The organism is Chryseobacterium sp. KMC2, from assembly GCF_016756935.1.
In the GTDB taxonomy this organism is placed as follows: Bacteria; Bacteroidota; Bacteroidia; order Flavobacteriales; family Weeksellaceae; genus Chryseobacterium; species Chryseobacterium rhizosphaerae.
The window spans coordinates 201,843-218,796 of the sequence record NZ_JAESIT010000004.1; the positions used below are offsets into that span (position 1 = coordinate 201,843).

Sequence of the window (16,954 nt, forward strand, 5' to 3'; positions counted from 1 at the left end):
TTCTTGTCATTCTCTCTCCACCTCCCGAAGTATTTTCTTTAGAATACTTTTGATTAAGTTCTTGTTGGGTTTCTTTAGTATTACCATTATGACGATAAACCCCTAAATCTCCATCTTCTACAACCTTCACTACATTTCCAAATTTATCTGTATGAGTACTTTCTGTACCACGACCATCAGGGTCAATAAACATTATTGGATTATCTACTGCATAATTGTAAGGTGACCATCTTCTATATTGTTCAGCTAAAGGATCCACAACACCCCATCTTCCTAAATCAGCCATGTACATCCTGGCTCCATAGTCGTACATACCTGTTTCCTGCAACTCCTTTCCGTTATTATTATAATTTTAGCAGGATTCAGCGAAAATTACTATCACTATTTTGCTGGTGGTGGCTCTGGTACAAATGCAGAGGTGTAATTAAACAATCGTTTAATAATAGGGTTGTTTTTATTTAATAGAATTAAACTCTCATCATTAACTTCGTATATTTCATCACAAAGGTTATGATATAATATATTTCCAGAATATTTATTGTTTAAATAATCATAATTTTTTAAAAGAGAATCCTTTTTAACGATATTATATTTAAGTTTATTTTTAAAATAATTATCATTGTAGAAGACAGAAAATACATGATTTTTTTCCCTGCAATAAGTTAGTGAATCTAGATCGTAATCATAACCAACCTTAATCTGTATAAAATCTTGTTTGTTAAGTTTCTGATGTCTTACAATCAATAGTCTTTTTATTCCTGAGTCACAATAGAACGAGTCAATTTTTGCAAATAAGTTATTTTCAAAATTATTTTCTCTATAGTTTTTTTTTTGTGAACATGATAAAGACAATAATAATATTACTGTTAAACTTAGATTTTTCATTATTTTCTTTTTATAGTTTTTAAAAACTGAGTATTGAATTGATACGTTGTAGTTGTATTTGGACCATTCCTTGTTACTTGAATCAACCTCAAATTATCATTTACAATAAAAAAACTAGGATACCCTAAATTTTTCTTGTAATTCGCCCACATAATTCTCTTTGCTGAATTAAAATCAGTGTCAAATTGATTTGATACATTTTTATAATTTAATCCAGTAGGTCCATCATGATTGTGAACTGACCAAATTAAATTATCCTGTGATTGTATATCTGAACGGATAACAGAGGTATCATAATCGTGCATAGAAGCAATTTGAAAAAAATCATTCCCTTTATCACTATATTTATTAAGAGTAAATTCAATTCCAGTGCTTGTATTGTTATCTAAAAAATTATATAAGTTAAATGCTATATTTAAATTATTGGTGATTCCTTCCGAAAAGAAAGGATTCATTGCCATTCCTTTATAATCACTTAATTTAGCATCATTCGTTTGACTTAATTGTCCTATTATAGAGATATCACTAGCATTATTTTTATCGATTGTAAAAACACTACTTTTTGATGTTACTTTTCCAGATACATCTGTTGTGAAAAGTCTATCATCTTTTCTCTTTTCACTTCCATCAAGAGAATTTATTCGTTGAATTTCACCATTTTGTAAAAGCTTATAATCAGTAAAAGGAGCTCTACCATCTGGATCTATAAATCTTATTGGATTATTAAACGCATAATTATAAGGACTATAACTTCTCATTTTCTCCGACAATGGATCTATTACACCCCATCTTCCAAGATCAGCCATATACATCCTTGCTCCATAGTCGTACATACCCGTCTCCTGCAACTCCTTTCCGTTATACTTGTAGTTTTTATAACTGCCCGGTGCAAAGAATGAGTTTCCTGTTTTCAGATGATTCATACCAAAGGGATAATAGTCATTAGCATCGGTAATTTCAAGAACTCCTGCGCTGTTTTTCCCAAAACTTAGCCGAATATTACCCAAATGATCTTTATACTGGTAAATATACTGATCTTTTGCATAATCAAAATATCCTTCTGAGGTCGGAAAAAATTGAAGATCCGGATTCTTTTCCCTGGGAAGCTCTGCAGGAGGTAAAAGCCCCTGATCGAAAGAATAAGCCTCTGTTTCAAGTGCCTTCGCCGTTTCTGATGTAGCTGAATAAGATGCTGAGCTTCCGTCTCCTGGAGTTATAAACTCTTTTTTAGTATACTGAAATCCATCCAGATAGTCCGTTGTATATTTTGTAGTGGTTGGCCCAGCTACTCCATCAATCACCGTATTATTAATCTTACGGAGTTTTGTGCCATCTGCGTCGTACAGGGTATTGATTGTAGCTTTTTCATTGCCCGATGGAATATTGACGGTTACAGCATTTGGAAGTTCCAAGTAATTATACAATATGGTATTGATCCCCTTATCCAAAATATTCTTCATGCTTCCGTTTGCGGTATAGTTTATTGTTTGACCTCCACCCTCATATCCCGAAGGGTTCTGAGAGATGTCATCTATCTTGGTCACCTGGTTTCCAGTATATGTATATACCAGGTTGTCAATCAATGAAGGAACTGTCTCTCCACTTTTCTGTACCGATGTACGATAAAGGCTGGTAATATTTCCATTGATGTCGTAATCTACGGATTCGGTATGCTCCTTACTGTTCTGATTGTTAGGGTTCTGATAATATCCTGAGGTAAGTCTGTTTAATTTATCATATACATATCCATAGCGTTTAGGCGTTAGAGAGGGGAAACTTCCTGTCGACTCAACAATCCTCCAATCTACTTCCGCAATATTCCCGTTATATTTTGCTTCTACATTTTTTCCGGCAAATAAAGCGGTGTCAGGATTGGTGATTCCCTGCTTCTGATTGTACTTGATTTTGTAGGTAAACAGCTTTCCGCCCATATTGGCAACGCTCATCTGATTTTTATTGATATCAGTCATCCACCCACGGATATTATAAGTATAATCCATGCTCTGAATACCGTTACCAACAGTTTTATTGGATAATTGGGAAAGCTCATTATAAGTGTTTTCTACAAGAAGTTCTTCACTAAGATTGTCCACCTGATGAAAATTCTGCTTTAATCTGTTTTGGCTATCATACACAAAACGTTCTTTCACCATAACACTAGTTTCTCCAGCAGTTTTCTGATGCAGGGTAATCGATCTTTTTACTACTCCTGAAAAATCAAGTTCAAGCTGTGTATCTGTATACCCTCCAAGATGATTCTGAGTTAATGTCCCAATCTGCCTTGCTTTGGTATCGTAATACGTATAGTTCTTTGTCCACTTATCATCTTCAATGTTCTTCACAAATGATGCCATATGAAGCCCCTTTGTGGTTCGGACATCAGAAGAGTTATCATATAATACATCCTGAGAGAAGGTATTGGTAAAAGCTGGCATTCCGGCAGGATAAGTATCATAATAATTAATGCTCATTACCTTAATTCCGGAATTCGGATAACTGGAAGCAGAATTATCATAATAAACCTGCATTCCGCTTACATCTGTAAAACCAACCGCTGATGTTCTCTTTACGTTATTTCTAGCGAGTGCATCTGCACGGTTTTGCTCAATCTCTCTTCCCGCAGGTCCGTTCGCTTGATCGGATGTGTAGATACCCGTATATGCAGGCCTGCCAGAATCATCGTACTTAGTGAAAAGCCATTGTTTTGCTGCTCCCATTACAGCGTCCTGGGACATAATCATACGGTCTGCCTTGTCATAGATAAAATACTCCCAGCCCTTTCGGCAGTCAAATATTCGAAGTTGATGTATTCAAAAATTCTCTACATTCTTTGGACGATCCTGAGAACGATATCCACCTAGCATATTACTATTATGACTATTTTATTGATGATGATGATTCCTATTACTTGTATTTCAATATGGAAAATAATCAGATCGTTGATGTTTTATATGATCAAACTGTTAAAAATTTTATTGTTTATAAGATTCCAATGATAAGTAATTTAGATCCTTTAGCCATAATAAACGGATGTGAATCTAATGGGAAACTCCAATTGTTTTATCATGATTTAAAGATGGAACACACTGCAGAAGCAACCGAGCAGATGATAGATGTCAAGACTCTCCTTAATAAAGAATTTGAACTTGCAAGGTTAGATATACCTACATCAGTTCCTATATATGATAATGATGAAAGATTTGCCTGGAAAGAGTATAAAAATCATTTGATTGCAGATTATAAAAATGGAAATTTAACCATTGTTTATGAAAAGCTTAAATTTTCATATGGTTTTAAGATAATTACTCCATTGTTCCCCGAACATCAAAAGTCTGGTAAAAAAACTCAATTTGGTGTAAGCGAAGCAATTAAACATATTGATTTAGTAATGGATGAACCATCAATAATCAATAAAACTCAGCTTAACAGCAAGCTTTTGACAACAAGAGAATATTTGAAACTGTATCATTTCCGAAAACCTAAAGAGACTAAAAAGATGCGAATTTCACCTAGAGCAAACGAAATTATGAGTCATAAAAAACGAAATAGCCCTAAGATTTAAAGCCCCTTACCTGAGACCACCAAAGAAACTATCAACAAAAAATATTCAGCATATAGTGTGTCATCTACCCGTTCAATTTTAATGTATTGAACTAAAATAATGCCTGTAAACGCCAAATATTTCCATAGAATTCATGTTTATATTAAGCCATTAATTTTCAGGTCATTTTTACCCATAAAATAAATCAAATTATTATGGATAAAGAAAACAGAAAATTACCGGAGGTTGAAATTGAGAAAACAATTTTTCAATTTGATATTGACAGGCTTGCGTTAATTGAAAAAGAGAATCCAAGCAATGCTATCAGCTTTGCTTATATGAAAGATCATGGGACACACTATTCCTTTAATTATAGCCCATTGTCTAAAAATCATGATTTTATCGTGATCGATCCCAGTTTTGATGACACTGGAAAAATAATCCTTGATCCTTATTTTGAGACCAGCGTTATTGTTGAAATACCACGGATTACTGAAATTGATCCTTTGGGTTTCAGTCAGAAGTATGGGTGTACTACCAAAGATATGATGGAGAAAACTGACTTTGAATTAATGGTCAACCAAGAAGTTTACAACAAGAGAATTGATGGTCATCCTGTCAAAGTGAACATCTGCGGAAATCAATATGTTGTTGATCCTGAAAATGATATTTTCTGGTCCATTGAGGGAAAACCTGATATTGAGCTCAAAGGGTTGGGAGATTATTACAGTGACAAAAATAGAACATATAATATATTATATGAACCCATAAGCGGACGCGTTATTGATCTCAAAAAGGAAAGTGTCATGAATACTGAAACGGTAAGGCTTGTAGAGATTCCAGACGTACGAACAATTGACCCAATAGGGAAAAACCATGCTACAAATTTACCACTTAAATTCGGTCTCATATACCATGACTTAAAGCTTGAATACGATCTTGCGTACAGTCTCGATGAAATTAGCCAGATTATACCGGCTAACAGGAATGAGCTGGGACAATTGGAGCTATTGATCGAGGGAACGACATTTGTTGTTGATTTAAACAGATTTGAGTTCCGTGACAAGTCTGATCCAAATAATGTGATTCCCTTAAACGCCTAGATAAAATCTAAGCGTTTCTATTCATCCTCTTTATCAGGAGTCTCCAAAATGTATTTTAATTTTCTATTTGGTCTAACAAATCAGTTATTACAAAAGCAAATCACCATAAAAATTACTGTCAACTTTATAAACATGGTTGATCTTATCATTTTCACATCGTCCAATGAGGTTATATTGCTCAGACCGATATAAGTAAACCTTCCCACTACATCCCTTTTTGATACAATTAGCAGATCTTATGTTAAAAGTAAAATGCCAAGGTGCATTTCTGCGAATTGAAATATGTGATTGTTCATCAAACAAAACTTCTCTCTCTACAGGCAATTTTTCACCCAAAACCAAGTATAAAATTTTATGTGGGAATTTGTTTTTTTGCAGTTTATCTTTAAAAAAATATAAGAATACTGGAAGAGTACAAAGCAAACTCATCATTGAAATTTTCCAGACACGCTCATTTGACGAAAATAGATAATATACTCCAATCCCTATCACCAAAATAAATAGTACCAGTACCATTAGATAATAAGGATAAGAATCTTTGACCGACTGCAAGAAAGGAAATGATATCTTCTTGTTTTCATCTGCTGTGAAAAAGACTGTATGATCATCCTGAAAATCCACAGATCTACAAAGTATTGCCCTAATTTGCTGGCTAGGCATCTTCATTATTTTAGCCGCCATATGTTTATGGGTGATCACATTAATTTTGATGCCTGGATTATCCATTCTTAATTTATCAACCACAGCCAATTCATCAGAAGTAGAAATTCGATTAGTAACAAAATTGAAAATTTCAATATTGTAATTTTTAGTGACACAGCTGACAAAGTCCTGCCTGATCTTTGTTTTGACATCGCTTCTAGAAGATATAGCAAAATATTCTTTGGTTTCTGAAATGTATCCATCTTTACCCCCATCTCCATTATTTCCATAGGAAGCTACCCGCTGAAAGTCTGTTCCATAAACAGCATCAAAATATCTTTCACAGTAGTCCTGAAATTCAAAGCTGTGTTTTCCTTCTAAAAGTATTTCCATAAGATCTATTTCCATAAGCATAAATTTTATTGTTTAGATAGATTAATAACAATAAAGAATTATAATTTATTGCTTATCAATTCGCTAAAAAATCAAATTATTTCTTGTTGATACTCATAATGAATATCTAAAATAAATCTTTAATTTATCATTCTGATACAGTTCATTTTACAGTATCAAGAAATATTTCAGATTATTTATATTTTTATTTACCTAGTTTAACGTATCATAAATACTTTAAGGAAATTCAGAATTACAGGTATATTAAATATATTCCTTCCTACCACTCTGGGTATCGAAGTACTGTTGAATTGTTGCAGCAATAATTAATGACACCAACTTAACTTCAATATTCCATAGAACCTAATGTTGAAGTTTTTTCATTGCTTTAACCAACTATTTATATTCATTTGTCAGAATCATGGCAGTAAATTGTAAATGATTACTATAGAGGTTTTATACTATTTAAAAAAGTATGGTTCGGATCTTTGTAGATATCGCCACCCATCCAACGTCCTTTTTCTGTATCTGGATGGTCTTGAACCAGCTAAGATCAATATCCTTCTTTCTTTTCCAATAACAGATACAGGCTGATTTGAGCGGAACCGATCATAAAGTCCATTTTTTAAAACTGGTACTTTATGTCCTGTAAGATCAATAATTGCCTGTTCGAGTTTGATAGTGTCCATAGTAATTTCATTTTTTTGGTAGCAATTATAGCATTTGAATCAAATTTTTGATATGTAGCACCATTATCAAAACTACCTGCTAACGCTTATGAATAAATACCTACAAGTCCCGCTGCTTTCAATTTTAAAAATGTTCTTACTTTTATTTTCTATGACAAAGTCCAGAACTATGAACACAATTTGAGTACCTAGATTAAGGGAAGTTGTAACAGAATCTCTGTTTTTCTTTAACCAGTTACAAACTCAATTCGGAAAAGAAAGAAAATAAAAAGAAATATCCTACTTTACATTCCTTTTATAAGCTGGTAATCGAGAACAGTTACAAACAGCTAAAGCTGGACATTCTGAATATTGTATCGATTGAAATTGAGCGCATTAAAAACGACCCCAATTCACAGCACTTAATGCAATAAGAGTAAACTCTCATTAGTAAATTAAAATAACAAGTCCGTCAGAAATGGTAATTGAGCCTTACAGTAACACGACTGCAAGACTTTTATTTTAAATTTGTATAACAAAAATCTAATTCTATGGAAACAACAGACATATTTGAAAGGTTAAAAAACGGTGAGGTTATTTTACCGGGCGACCCACAAGCCTATAAAATGCGGGAGGCATCTTTTGCAACAAAAAAGTTGCTGCTTCAGATGAACAGCACAGCCGACCCGAACGAAGTAAGGCGTTTATTGAGCGAAATTACAGGTTCGCAAATTGATGAAAGCGTTGCCGTTTTCACTCCCCTGTACATCAACTATGGAAAGCATACAAAAATCGGGAAAAACGTATTTATCAACTTTGATTGTGTATTCCTTGATTTGGGAGGAATTACCATTGAAGACGGCGTGCTAATAGCGCCAAAAGTAAGTCTATTATCAGAGGGGCATGGTCTATCGCCCGAACAACGACACTCATTAATCCCCAAACCTATTCATATTAAGAAGAATGCCTGGATTGGCGCTGGTGCAACCGTTCTACAGGGAGTGACAATTGGTGAAAATGCTGTGGTAGCCGCAGGAGCCGTTGTTTCCAAAGATGTTCCTGATAATACAATTGTAGGTGGTATTCCTGCAAAAATCATTAAGGAGATTTAATTGAATGAATTAAACAAAAGTATGTTACAGGTATTATATGTGACATTATCACTGTAAAATCTGTAACATACAAACAGCCTTCAAACTTTACCTTTGTATTGTTGCCGTTAGCGGTGTTTTGAACGTTCTTCCAATGGCGTAAGAATAGTTTAAGCAACATGGTGACTAATTTAATACGGTAAAGAATGAAAAATATTAAAAATCTGGCTATATCTCTTATAGCATTACTGACAATTTTCATCTGTTTTACAAGTTGTAGCAAAGATGATGACCCTGCTATCACCCGCTCAACCCTGACCTATAATACCAATGGAGCAAGCGGAACTACGCCCACTGCCATTACACAGGTAAGTGGAACCAATATTTCATTGCATGACGGAACAGGGTTAAGCAGAAACGGTTTCACCTTTGCAGGCTGGAATACCAATGCCAGCGGTACAGGAACTAATTATGCAGGAGGCAGCAGCTATACGTTGGCGAACGATGTTATCCTTTATGCAAACTGGACAGCAGTAAGCACTACACAATATACACTTACCTACATCACCAATGGAGCAACAAGTGGTACAGCCCCCTCAGCTGTTACCCAAAACGGAGGAACGACCGTTACACTGAACAGCGGAACAGGGTTCAGTCGCAGCGGTCATACCTTCGCTGGCTGGAACACAAGTGCTGATGGTACAGGGACAGATTACGCCGGAGGAAGCAGCTACACGCTGAATAGTAATGTTACCCTCTATGCCAAATGGAATGCTACATCAAGTTCCAATCAACTTAAAATAACCGTAGGTACAACCGTGTTTAATGCAACTTTGGCCAATAATGCAACGGCAACCGCCTTTAAAGCAATGCTGCCACTTACGCTTAATATGAGTGAATTGGGTGGAGTGGAAAAATTTGCCAGTTTGCCAAGTAATCCTCCTTCAAACCACACCTACCCCGGTACGATACAAAACGGCGATTTGATGCTATACAGTTCAAACACACTGGTACTGTTTTATGCCACATTCAACACTTCATACAGCTACACAAGGATTGGGACGGTTAATAACCCTACGGGTCTGACTGCCGCTTTAGGTTCGGGAAGCGTAACCGTAAAATATGAATTGGATTAAAAAATACAGAAAATATGAAAAATCTATTTTTTTTAACAGCACTCTTAATTACTGTACTAGGCAGCAGTGCGTCAGCCTGTGGAAACAATAATCAAAGTTCAGGAACAGAGCAAAAAACAGGAGACAAAATGGAAACGATGAAAATCAGAATAAAGGTTGGCTCAAAAACCTTTACAGCCACACTTGCAGACAATAAATCGGCACAAGAATTTAAGAAAATGCTGCCTTTGACTTTAGAAATGGCAGACCATCTTCGCAACGAAAAACATACAGACCTGTCGAAAAGTCTTCCAACAAATTCATCAAATCCCCGTACTATCGAAAACGGCGATTTGATGCTGTTTGGTTCACGCACATTGGTGTTATTTTACAAAACGTTTACAACCTCTTATAGTTACACGAGATTGGGAAAAGTAAACGATGCAACAGGGTTGGCATCTGCATTGGGTTCGGGAGATGTAACGGTTACGTTTGAACTGGAAAAATTATAAAGAGTATGAAAAATATTAAAAGATTATTTGTAGCGATAGTTGCTCTAACATTTACATTATCCTTTGTAGGTTGCAGTAAAGATGATGACCCGATTATAAACGACCCTGTTTCCGGTGATAGGCTGAAAATAACAGTTGGTTCTTCCGTCTTTAGCGCTTCGCTTTATGATAACGCCACTGCAAGCGCATTCAAAGCAATGCTGCCGCTTACTATGAATATGGGCGAACTGAACAATAATGAAAAATTTTACGACTTCCCTAATAATCTTCCATCCAACGCTGGAAATCCCGGCTCTATACAGAACGGAGATATTATGCTTTACGGCAGCCGTACATTGGTTTTATTCTACAAATCATTCTCAACGTCTTATAACTATACGAGAATTGGAAAGGTAGATAATACATCAGGTTACGCAGCCGCATTAGGCTCCGGGACAGTAAATGTTAAGTTTGAATTAGAATAAGAAAGTCAATCACAAACGCAGTTAATAATATTTGAATTATGGAAAAGGAAAACAATCTCAACAGGAGGAAATTTATTCAGCAAACAAGTCTCGCAGGTGCAGGGTTGATGCTTGTAAGCCCTCTAAACCTTTTTTCTCAAACCAATAGCAACAATAATATGAGCAATAATATAAAATCAAAAGGTTACGCAGGAAGAAACACAACGGGTAAAATGGCTCCGTGGACATTTGAACGCAGACCTGTTGGCGAAAACGATATTTTAATTGAAATAAAATATTCGGGTATCTGCCATTCGGATATCCATACCATTAAAGGGCATTGGGGCAAGCAGCAATATCCACAGGTTCCGGGACACGAAATTGCAGGCATCGTTACCGCCGTTGGCAAAAATGTGACCAAATTCAAGGTGGGCGAGAAAGCTGGTGTGGGCTGTATGGTAAATAGCTGTATGGAATGTGAAAGTTGCAAACATGGAGAAGAACATCATTGCGAAGTAGGAATGACAGGGACTTATGGCTCTCCCGAAGGGTCATCACCATCTGGAATTACGCAGGGTGGTTATGCTAACAACATCGTGGTTACGGAACATTTTGCAATTAAAATTCCAACAAGTATCGACTTGAAATATGCTGCACCATTACTTTGTGCCGGAATTACCACCTACTCTCCAATGATGAAAGTGAAATTTAAAAAAGGCGACAAAATTGGTGTGATTGGCATTGGAGGATTGGGGCATTTGGCTGTAAAATTAGCGGTATCCAAAGGTGCGGATGTTTATGCATTTACCACTTCACCGTCCAAAATTGCAGACATCAAAAGCTTTGGTGCGAAGGAAGTAATTGTGGTAAAATCGGCGGAAGATTTAAAACCGTACAAAGGCAAACTCGACTTTATGATTTCAACGGTTCCCTATGCCTACGAAATGTCCCCTTACATTGATTGTGTAAAGAAATACGGATTTTTCACGCAAGTGGGGCAACCTATTAATGGCGAACTCACCATCAATAATTTCAATATGATTTTCAACAGGGTAAACTTTAACGGTTCGCTCATCGGTGGCATTCCTGAAACACAGGAAGTGATGGATTATTGTGCCGAAAATAAAATATACCCGCAAATCGAAGTAATTAAGGCAGAAGAAATCAATGATGCCTGGGATAAAGTAGTCAATAATCAGGCTCGTTACCGTTACGTCATAGATGCGACAACTTTCTAACGTAAGTTTGATTAATTCAGTAATAAAGAATAAGTAAATATCATGAAAGAACAAGTAGTATTAGTAACCGGAGCCGGAAGTGGTATGGGAAAGGCTGTAGCCCTTATGGCTGGCAGCAGAGGTGCGAAAGTGGCTGTGTCGGATATTTCTGAAGAAGCTGCACAATCGGTAGTGGATGAGATTACAACCAAAGGCGGACAGGCCATTACCATTAAATGTGACGTAAGTAAAGATGTAGAAGTAAAAGCAATGATTGAACAAACCGTTGAGGTGTACGGAAGATTGGATGCAGCTTTCAATAATGCAGGGATTATGATGCCCGTTACACCTATTGACGAAGTGTCCGAAGAATTATACGACCGGGTGATGAACATCAACCTAAAAGGTGTTTGGCTATGTATGAAATACGAGATACAGCAAATGAAAAAGCAGGACAGCGGTGCTATTGTCAACAACTCTTCCATTGGAGGATTAGTAGGTGGATTGGGTCTTTCTACCTATCACGCTGCAAAACACGGCGTTTTGGGTTTGACCAAAGGTGCGGCAGTAGAATACTCATCACATGGTATTCAGATTAACGCAATCTGCCCCGGTACTATTGAAACCCCAATGGTGGACAATATGATAAAAAGCGGCAAGTTTTCGGAAGAGACATTTAAGAACGGTACACCCATTAAAAGATTGGGTAAGGTTGAAGAAATCGCAGAAGTCGTATTGTGGCTCTTTAGTCCGGCAGCAAGCTATATTACAGGTCAGCCTATTTCAGTGGATGGAGGTTTGAGCATTGTTTAAGAAACTCATTTAGAACAGGCGAAACAGAAAAATAACACTAAACAGATTAAAATAAAAAATGGCAATGGTTCAAATACCATCGCCATTTTTTTATTTAGAAACTTTTTCGCCTCCGCTTGTAATAACATAAAGAACATTAACAGTTGGAATAATAACAGAACTCGCCAATAACAAATGATGGAAGAAGACCCACCCGATACGGACTTCAAACCCTTTCTAAAATAAGCAGATACTTAATTTAACATTCTTTAACGCAATAGGTTTTATATGTGACATTTTAACGGTACAATCTGTAACATACATATACAATAGAGCCAATAGCTTTGTATACTGGTCATTTATAAGTAAAAAGAGATATGGATACAATCAGCAATAGATTTTATGAGGGAGAGCGCCCTCTATACGGTTCAAAAAACCTTAAACTGGATAATGTAAAGTTTTATCCCGGCGAATCGGCTTTGAAAGAAGCCGCCAATATTGAAGCAGACAACTGCACTTTCATGTGCAAATACCCGTTTTGGCATAACGACAATTCAATTATCAAAAATAGTTTGTTTACCGTTTACAGCCGTGCTGCCATTTGGCATTCAAAAAATATCCGAATGATTGACAGCGTTGTCGAAGCTCCTAAAATGTTCCGTGAAGTAGATGGTATCGAGCTTGAAAACGTAAAATTCCCTAACGCAGGCGAAACCCTTTGGAGCTGCCGTAACATCAAAATCAAAAATGTTGAAGCCAAAGAAGCGCCCTATATTTTTATGAACTGTGTAAATATCGAGATTGAAGGTTTTAAACTTCAGGGCGATTATTCTTTCGATGGTGCTAAAAATATCGTGATTAAAAACGCCTATCTTGACAGTAAAGATGCTTTTTGGAAAACCGAAAATGTAACGGTTTATAATTCGGTAATCATTGGTGAGTATTTAGGCTGGCATTCCAAAAACCTGCGATTGGTAAATTGCAAAATCGGAGGCGAGCAGCCATTTTGCTATTGCACCGACCTTGTTTTGGAAAACTGCGAGTTTATGGACGACTGTAATCTTTCATTTGAGTACAGCAGCGTAAACGCCGAAATTACCAACCATATCATAAGTGTTAAAAATCCTTTGAGCGGAGTTATCAAAGCCAAAAGCATTGGCGAAATTATTTTGGACGAGAACTACAGAAATCCCGGAGCTTGTGAAATCATCGAAACCGGAGAATGTGTAACAGAGGAATGCGATGCCATATAATTTTGATGAGATAATACCCCGCAGGAACACCAACTCTTACAAATGGGACACGGCAAAAGACGAGGACGTTTTGCCAATGTGGGTTGCCGATATGGATTTTCGCACCGCACCGCCTGTTATAGATGCTTTGATAAAAAGAGCAGCACACGGAATTTTCGGTTATACCAAAGTTCCACAGGCATACTTCGAGGCGACCATTTCGTGGTTTGACAGAAGACACGGTTTTAGCCTAAACAGAGATTGGCTTCTTTTTACTTCGGGTGTAGTTCCTGCCTTGTCTGCCATTATCAAAGCCTTGACAAAAGCAGGCGATAAAGTGCTGGTACAATCGCCAGTTTACAACTGCTTCTTCTCGAGCATCCGAAACAACGATTGCAGATTGGTAACAAATGAACTTGTGTTGGATAACGGAACATACCGCATAGATTTTGAAGACCTCGACAGGAAAACGGCAAACTTTGACGTAAAACTGATGCTGCTCTGTAATCCGCACAATCCAGCTGGCCGGGTATGGACACGGGAAGAACTGACACGCATCGGGGAAATCTGTCTCAGCAATAATGTTATCGTAGTATCAGACGAAATTCATTGTGATTTGACCTACGAGGGCTACAAATACACGCCGTTTGCATCAATCAGCGAAACATTTTTGAAAAACTCCGTTACCTGCATTGCACCGACCAAAGCCTTTAATATGGCAGGTATCCAGGTCGCCAATATCGTTGCCGAAAACGAAACTTTCAGAAAGAAAATCGACAAGGCACTCAACATAAACGAAGTGTGCGAAATCAATGTTTTTGCCGTCGAAGCCCTTATAGCGGCCTATAATGAAGGGGAGCAATGGCTGGAGGAATTAAAACTATACCTGCGGGAGAATTATAAGATGCTTTTACAATTCTTTAAGGAGCAATTGCCCCATTTATGCGTACTGCCATTAGAGGCAACCTATTTGGTTTGGGTGGATTGCAGAGCGGTGGGAATGCCGAGTACGGAAATTATTGAAAAACTATTGCAGGAACAAAAGCTGTGGCTCAATGACAGTTCGATGTATGGCGATAAGGAAGGACGGTTCATCCGCATTAATATCGCCTGCCCACGTCAGCTACTTATAGAGGGATTAGAAAAAATGTACGATTTACTAAAACAGCAGTAGCTAATGAAGGAGGAACTGAACACAAAAGGTGTATCAGCATTGGGTATTATCATTGCTTACTTCCTGATTTTTGTTGTTTGGGGTTCAACCTACTATTTCATTGGTGTTGCCCTCAAAGGGCTGCCGCCGTTTTTACTCGGAGCATTGCGTTTCACTTCTGCCGGATTGCTTTTATTGCTTTGGTGCTGGTTTAAGGGTGAGCCTGTATTCAGCAAAACGCTGATACAAAAATCTGCGGTTAGCGGTATTGTATTGCTCTTTATTGATATGGCAGTCGTCATGCTCGCACAAAAGTACGTCAGCAGTAGCCTGGTTGCTATTGTGGCAAGCTCTACAGCCATTTGGATAATGGCACTTGATGTAAGAATGTGGAAAGCCAATTTCAGCAGTTTACGGACAATTTCGGGAATTATTATCGGCTTTCTCGGTGTTTTAATGCTTTATATAGAGCAGTTTCGTTATGATACAGTAACACACGAACATCGGCACTACGGTATTCTTTTATTGGTTATCGGTTGTATTTCGTGGGCGATTGGAACGCTTTATACCAAATACCGTTCATCAAAAAGCGAAGAAGTAAACGCCTTTGCAGGTTCGGCATGGCAGATGCTTTTTGCAAGTGTTATGTTTTGGATTTTCGCCTTTTCTACAGGCGAAACAACCACAATCCAATGGGTGCAGGTTTCAAGTTCCTCTTGGCTCTCATTACTCTATCTGATTTTATTAGGTTCAATATTAGCTTATTCAGCCTATATATGGCTTTTAAAGATTCGCCCCGCAACCGAAATAGCCACACACGCATACGTCAATCCTGTAATAGCTATTCTGATTGGCGTTGGAATTGGAAACGAACAGGTATCGGCATTTCAAATAATCGGGCTTATCATCATTCTATCAAGCGTAAGCATCATAGGATTAAAAAAACAGAAGAAAGAGTTGTAAAGAATAAGGTTCTATATCTGACATTATTACGGTAAAATATGTAGCATAGATACAACCTTTGGTATTTAACTTTGTATTGTTTAAAAAATATAAACTACTACATTCTAGTAATTTAAAAAAAGAAATAAGATGAAGAAATTAACAATAGTAATGGCAGCAGTCTTAATGATTTTAGGCTCTTGTCAGCAAGCGCAAAAAACGGATGAGGAAACAAAAAAATCAGAACCAATGAGTAAAACAGAAGAACATTATACATTTAAGTTGAGCGATAAAGTAACACGTCAAAAAGTAACATTCAAAAATCGTTACGGCATTACACTGACAGGCGATTTGTATACGCCGAAAAATCCCGGCAATGAGCCGCTACCTGCGTTGGCGATTAGCGGGCCATTTGGTGCGGTGAAAGAGCAGTCTTCGGGTTTGTATGCCAATCAGATGGCAGAACGTGGCTTTGTGGCTCTTGCATTCGACCCTTCATTCACAGGAGAAAGTGGTGGCGAAGTTCGTAACGTTGCTTCGCCCGACATCAACACAGAGGATTTTAGTGCGGCAATAGATTTTCTGGGCATACAGAAAAATATTGACCGGAACAAAGTTGGTATCATCGGAATTTGTGGCTGGGCTGGTTTCGCTTTAAATGCCACTGCTGTAGACAAACGTGTTAAAGCCGTTGCAGTAACCAGTATGTATGATATGACAAGAGTAATGTCAAAAGGCTATAATGATGCTGTAACATTGGAACAACGTACTAAAGTTTTAGAGCAATTGGGTGAACAAAGGTGGAAAGATGCAGAAGCAGGAATATTCCAGCCCGGAGCAATATTAAACGCAGAAAAACTAAAGGGCGATGAACCGCAGTTTGTTAAGGAATATCACGATTACTACCGTACACCAAGAGGGTTTCACGAGCGTTCTCTAAACTCAACAGGTGCATGGAATGCGACAAATGCCTTGTCTTTTATGAATATGCCCATTTTAACCTATATCAAAGAGATTTCCCCAAGACCGATTTTGATGATTGCAGGAGAAAAAGCACATTCACGCTATTTCAGCGAAGACGCTTTTAAAGCAGCTTCCCAACCGAAAGAGTTAATCATAATTCCTAATGCTGTTCACGTGGATTTGTATGACAAGGTTGATATTATTCCATTTGATAAACTGGAAAAATTCTTTGCGGATAATTTGAAGTAAAGAAATTTAATCC

Annotated in this window: 16 protein-coding genes and 1 pseudogene; 12 read left to right on the plus strand and 5 right to left on the minus strand. The window is 37.2% G+C overall.

What is annotated here, in order from left to right; genetic code table 11:
- Window positions 1-154: 154 nt before the first annotated feature.
- The 3 genes and pseudogenes from JML65_RS06610 to JML65_RS06620 all read right to left on the minus strand — a co-directional run.
- Window positions 155-349: pseudogene (locus tag JML65_RS06610) on the minus strand (RHS repeat-associated core domain-containing protein); the annotation flags it as partial.
- 32 nt (window positions 350-381) lie between these two features.
- A complete protein-coding gene (locus tag JML65_RS06615) occupies window positions 382-885 on the minus strand; it encodes a hypothetical protein (RefSeq protein ID WP_202270283.1) in 504 nt (167 codons plus the stop codon).
- Complete coding sequence (locus JML65_RS06620; RefSeq protein WP_237390798.1) at window positions 885-3,620, minus strand: RHS repeat-associated core domain-containing protein; 2,736 nt, start codon at window positions 3,618-3,620, stop codon at window positions 885-887. The genes JML65_RS06615 and JML65_RS06620 overlap by 1 nt, the downstream gene beginning before the upstream one ends.
- A 185-nt stretch (window positions 3,621-3,805) precedes the next feature.
- Between JML65_RS06620 and JML65_RS06625 the strand changes: the two genes are divergently transcribed.
- Both JML65_RS06625 and JML65_RS06630 read left to right on the plus strand, forming a co-directional pair.
- The gene (locus tag JML65_RS06625) at window positions 3,806-4,447 is read left to right on the plus strand and encodes a hypothetical protein (RefSeq protein ID WP_202270285.1); all 642 of its coding nucleotides are present in this window, start codon (window positions 3,806-3,808) and stop codon (window positions 4,445-4,447) included.
- Window positions 4,448-4,641: 194 nt separating this feature from the next.
- Window positions 4,642-5,529 (plus strand): hypothetical protein, encoded by an 888-nt coding sequence (locus tag JML65_RS06630; protein WP_202270286.1) that lies wholly within the window; start codon window positions 4,642-4,644, stop codon window positions 5,527-5,529.
- Window positions 5,530-5,616: 87 nt separating this feature from the next.
- On the opposite strand, the gene JML65_RS06635 is transcribed toward JML65_RS06630, so the two are convergent.
- Together JML65_RS06635 and JML65_RS06640 are read right to left on the minus strand one after the other, a co-directional pair.
- Window positions 5,617-6,579, minus strand: a complete 963-nt coding sequence (locus tag JML65_RS06635; protein WP_202270287.1) for a hypothetical protein — start codon at window positions 6,577-6,579, stop codon at window positions 5,617-5,619.
- A 446-nt stretch (window positions 6,580-7,025) separates the two neighbouring features.
- Complete coding sequence (locus JML65_RS06640) at window positions 7,026-7,253, minus strand: hypothetical protein (RefSeq protein WP_202270288.1); 228 nt, start codon at window positions 7,251-7,253, stop codon at window positions 7,026-7,028.
- Window positions 7,254-7,783: 530 nt separating this feature from the next.
- Here JML65_RS06640 and JML65_RS06645 point away from each other — a divergent pair.
- The 10 genes from JML65_RS06645 to JML65_RS06690 all read left to right on the plus strand — a co-directional run bounded on the left by JML65_RS06645 (window position 7,784) and on the right by JML65_RS06690 (window position 16,941).
- On the plus strand, window positions 7,784-8,344 hold the full coding sequence (locus JML65_RS06645; RefSeq protein ID WP_202270289.1) for a DapH/DapD/GlmU-related protein: 561 nt from the start codon (window positions 7,784-7,786) through the stop codon (window positions 8,342-8,344).
- 185 nt (window positions 8,345-8,529) lie between these two features.
- The gene (locus tag JML65_RS06650) at window positions 8,530-9,459 is read left to right on the plus strand and encodes a cyclophilin-like fold protein (RefSeq protein ID WP_202270290.1); all 930 of its coding nucleotides are present in this window, start codon (window positions 8,530-8,532) and stop codon (window positions 9,457-9,459) included.
- 14 nt (window positions 9,460-9,473) lie between these two features.
- Window positions 9,474-9,950, plus strand: coding sequence for a cyclophilin-like fold protein (locus JML65_RS06655; RefSeq protein WP_202270291.1), 477 nt, complete (start codon window positions 9,474-9,476; stop codon window positions 9,948-9,950).
- Between the two features lie 5 nt (window positions 9,951-9,955).
- Window positions 9,956-10,414, plus strand: coding sequence for a cyclophilin-like fold protein (locus JML65_RS06660; RefSeq protein WP_202270292.1), 459 nt, complete (start codon window positions 9,956-9,958; stop codon window positions 10,412-10,414).
- A 38-nt stretch (window positions 10,415-10,452) separates the two neighbouring features.
- Window positions 10,453-11,631, plus strand: a complete 1,179-nt coding sequence (locus JML65_RS06665) for an NAD(P)-dependent alcohol dehydrogenase (RefSeq protein ID WP_202270293.1) — start codon at window positions 10,453-10,455, stop codon at window positions 11,629-11,631.
- A gap of 42 nt (window positions 11,632-11,673) precedes the next feature.
- Window positions 11,674-12,423, plus strand: coding sequence for an SDR family NAD(P)-dependent oxidoreductase (locus JML65_RS06670; RefSeq protein WP_202270294.1), 750 nt, complete (start codon window positions 11,674-11,676; stop codon window positions 12,421-12,423).
- A gap of 356 nt (window positions 12,424-12,779) precedes the next feature.
- Complete coding sequence (locus JML65_RS06675; protein ID WP_202270295.1) at window positions 12,780-13,655, plus strand: DUF3737 family protein; 876 nt, start codon at window positions 12,780-12,782, stop codon at window positions 13,653-13,655.
- Window positions 13,645-14,808, plus strand: a complete 1,164-nt coding sequence (locus tag JML65_RS06680; RefSeq protein WP_202270296.1) for a MalY/PatB family protein — start codon at window positions 13,645-13,647, stop codon at window positions 14,806-14,808. The genes JML65_RS06675 and JML65_RS06680 overlap by 11 nt, the downstream gene beginning before the upstream one ends.
- Before the next feature lie 3 nt (window positions 14,809-14,811).
- Entirely contained in the window at window positions 14,812-15,750 is a 939-nt protein-coding gene (locus tag JML65_RS06685; protein ID WP_202270297.1) for an EamA family transporter, read from the plus strand.
- Between the two features lie 228 nt (window positions 15,751-15,978).
- Window positions 15,979-16,941, plus strand: a complete 963-nt coding sequence (locus tag JML65_RS06690) for an alpha/beta hydrolase (protein ID WP_410669002.1) — start codon at window positions 15,979-15,981, stop codon at window positions 16,939-16,941.
- The last annotated feature ends 13 nt before the right edge of the window (window positions 16,942-16,954 follow it).

What these genes read in the sequence shown, in the direction of transcription:
- JML65_RS06615 (WP_202270283.1), bottom strand. Translation starts at nt 885, where the DNA reads ATGAAAAATCTAAGTTTAACAGTAATATTATTATTGTCTTTATCATGT.
- JML65_RS06620 (WP_237390798.1), bottom strand. Translation starts at nt 3,620, where the DNA reads ATGTCCCAGGACGCTGTAATGGGAGCAGCAAAACAATGGCTTTTCACT.
- JML65_RS06625 (WP_202270285.1), top strand. Translation starts at nt 3,806, where the DNA reads ATGGAAAATAATCAGATCGTTGATGTTTTATATGATCAAACTGTTAAA.
- JML65_RS06630 (WP_202270286.1), top strand. Translation starts at nt 4,642, where the DNA reads ATGGATAAAGAAAACAGAAAATTACCGGAGGTTGAAATTGAGAAAACA.
- JML65_RS06635 (WP_202270287.1), bottom strand. Translation starts at nt 6,579, where the DNA reads ATGGAAATAGATCTTATGGAAATACTTTTAGAAGGAAAACACAGCTTT.
- JML65_RS06640 (WP_202270288.1), bottom strand. Translation starts at nt 7,253, where the DNA reads ATGGACACTATCAAACTCGAACAGGCAATTATTGATCTTACAGGACAT.
- JML65_RS06645 (WP_202270289.1), top strand. Translation starts at nt 7,784, where the DNA reads ATGGAAACAACAGACATATTTGAAAGGTTAAAAAACGGTGAGGTTATT.
- JML65_RS06650 (WP_202270290.1), top strand. Translation starts at nt 8,530, where the DNA reads ATGAAAAATATTAAAAATCTGGCTATATCTCTTATAGCATTACTGACA.
- JML65_RS06655 (WP_202270291.1), top strand. Translation starts at nt 9,474, where the DNA reads ATGAAAAATCTATTTTTTTTAACAGCACTCTTAATTACTGTACTAGGC.
- JML65_RS06660 (WP_202270292.1), top strand. Translation starts at nt 9,956, where the DNA reads ATGAAAAATATTAAAAGATTATTTGTAGCGATAGTTGCTCTAACATTT.
- JML65_RS06665 (WP_202270293.1), top strand. Translation starts at nt 10,453, where the DNA reads ATGGAAAAGGAAAACAATCTCAACAGGAGGAAATTTATTCAGCAAACA.
- JML65_RS06670 (WP_202270294.1), top strand. Translation starts at nt 11,674, where the DNA reads ATGAAAGAACAAGTAGTATTAGTAACCGGAGCCGGAAGTGGTATGGGA.
- JML65_RS06675 (WP_202270295.1), top strand. Translation starts at nt 12,780, where the DNA reads ATGGATACAATCAGCAATAGATTTTATGAGGGAGAGCGCCCTCTATAC.
- JML65_RS06680 (WP_202270296.1), top strand. Translation starts at nt 13,645, where the DNA reads ATGCCATATAATTTTGATGAGATAATACCCCGCAGGAACACCAACTCT.
- JML65_RS06685 (WP_202270297.1), top strand. Translation starts at nt 14,812, where the DNA reads ATGAAGGAGGAACTGAACACAAAAGGTGTATCAGCATTGGGTATTATC.
- JML65_RS06690 (WP_410669002.1), top strand. Translation starts at nt 15,979, where the DNA reads ATGAGTAAAACAGAAGAACATTATACATTTAAGTTGAGCGATAAAGTA.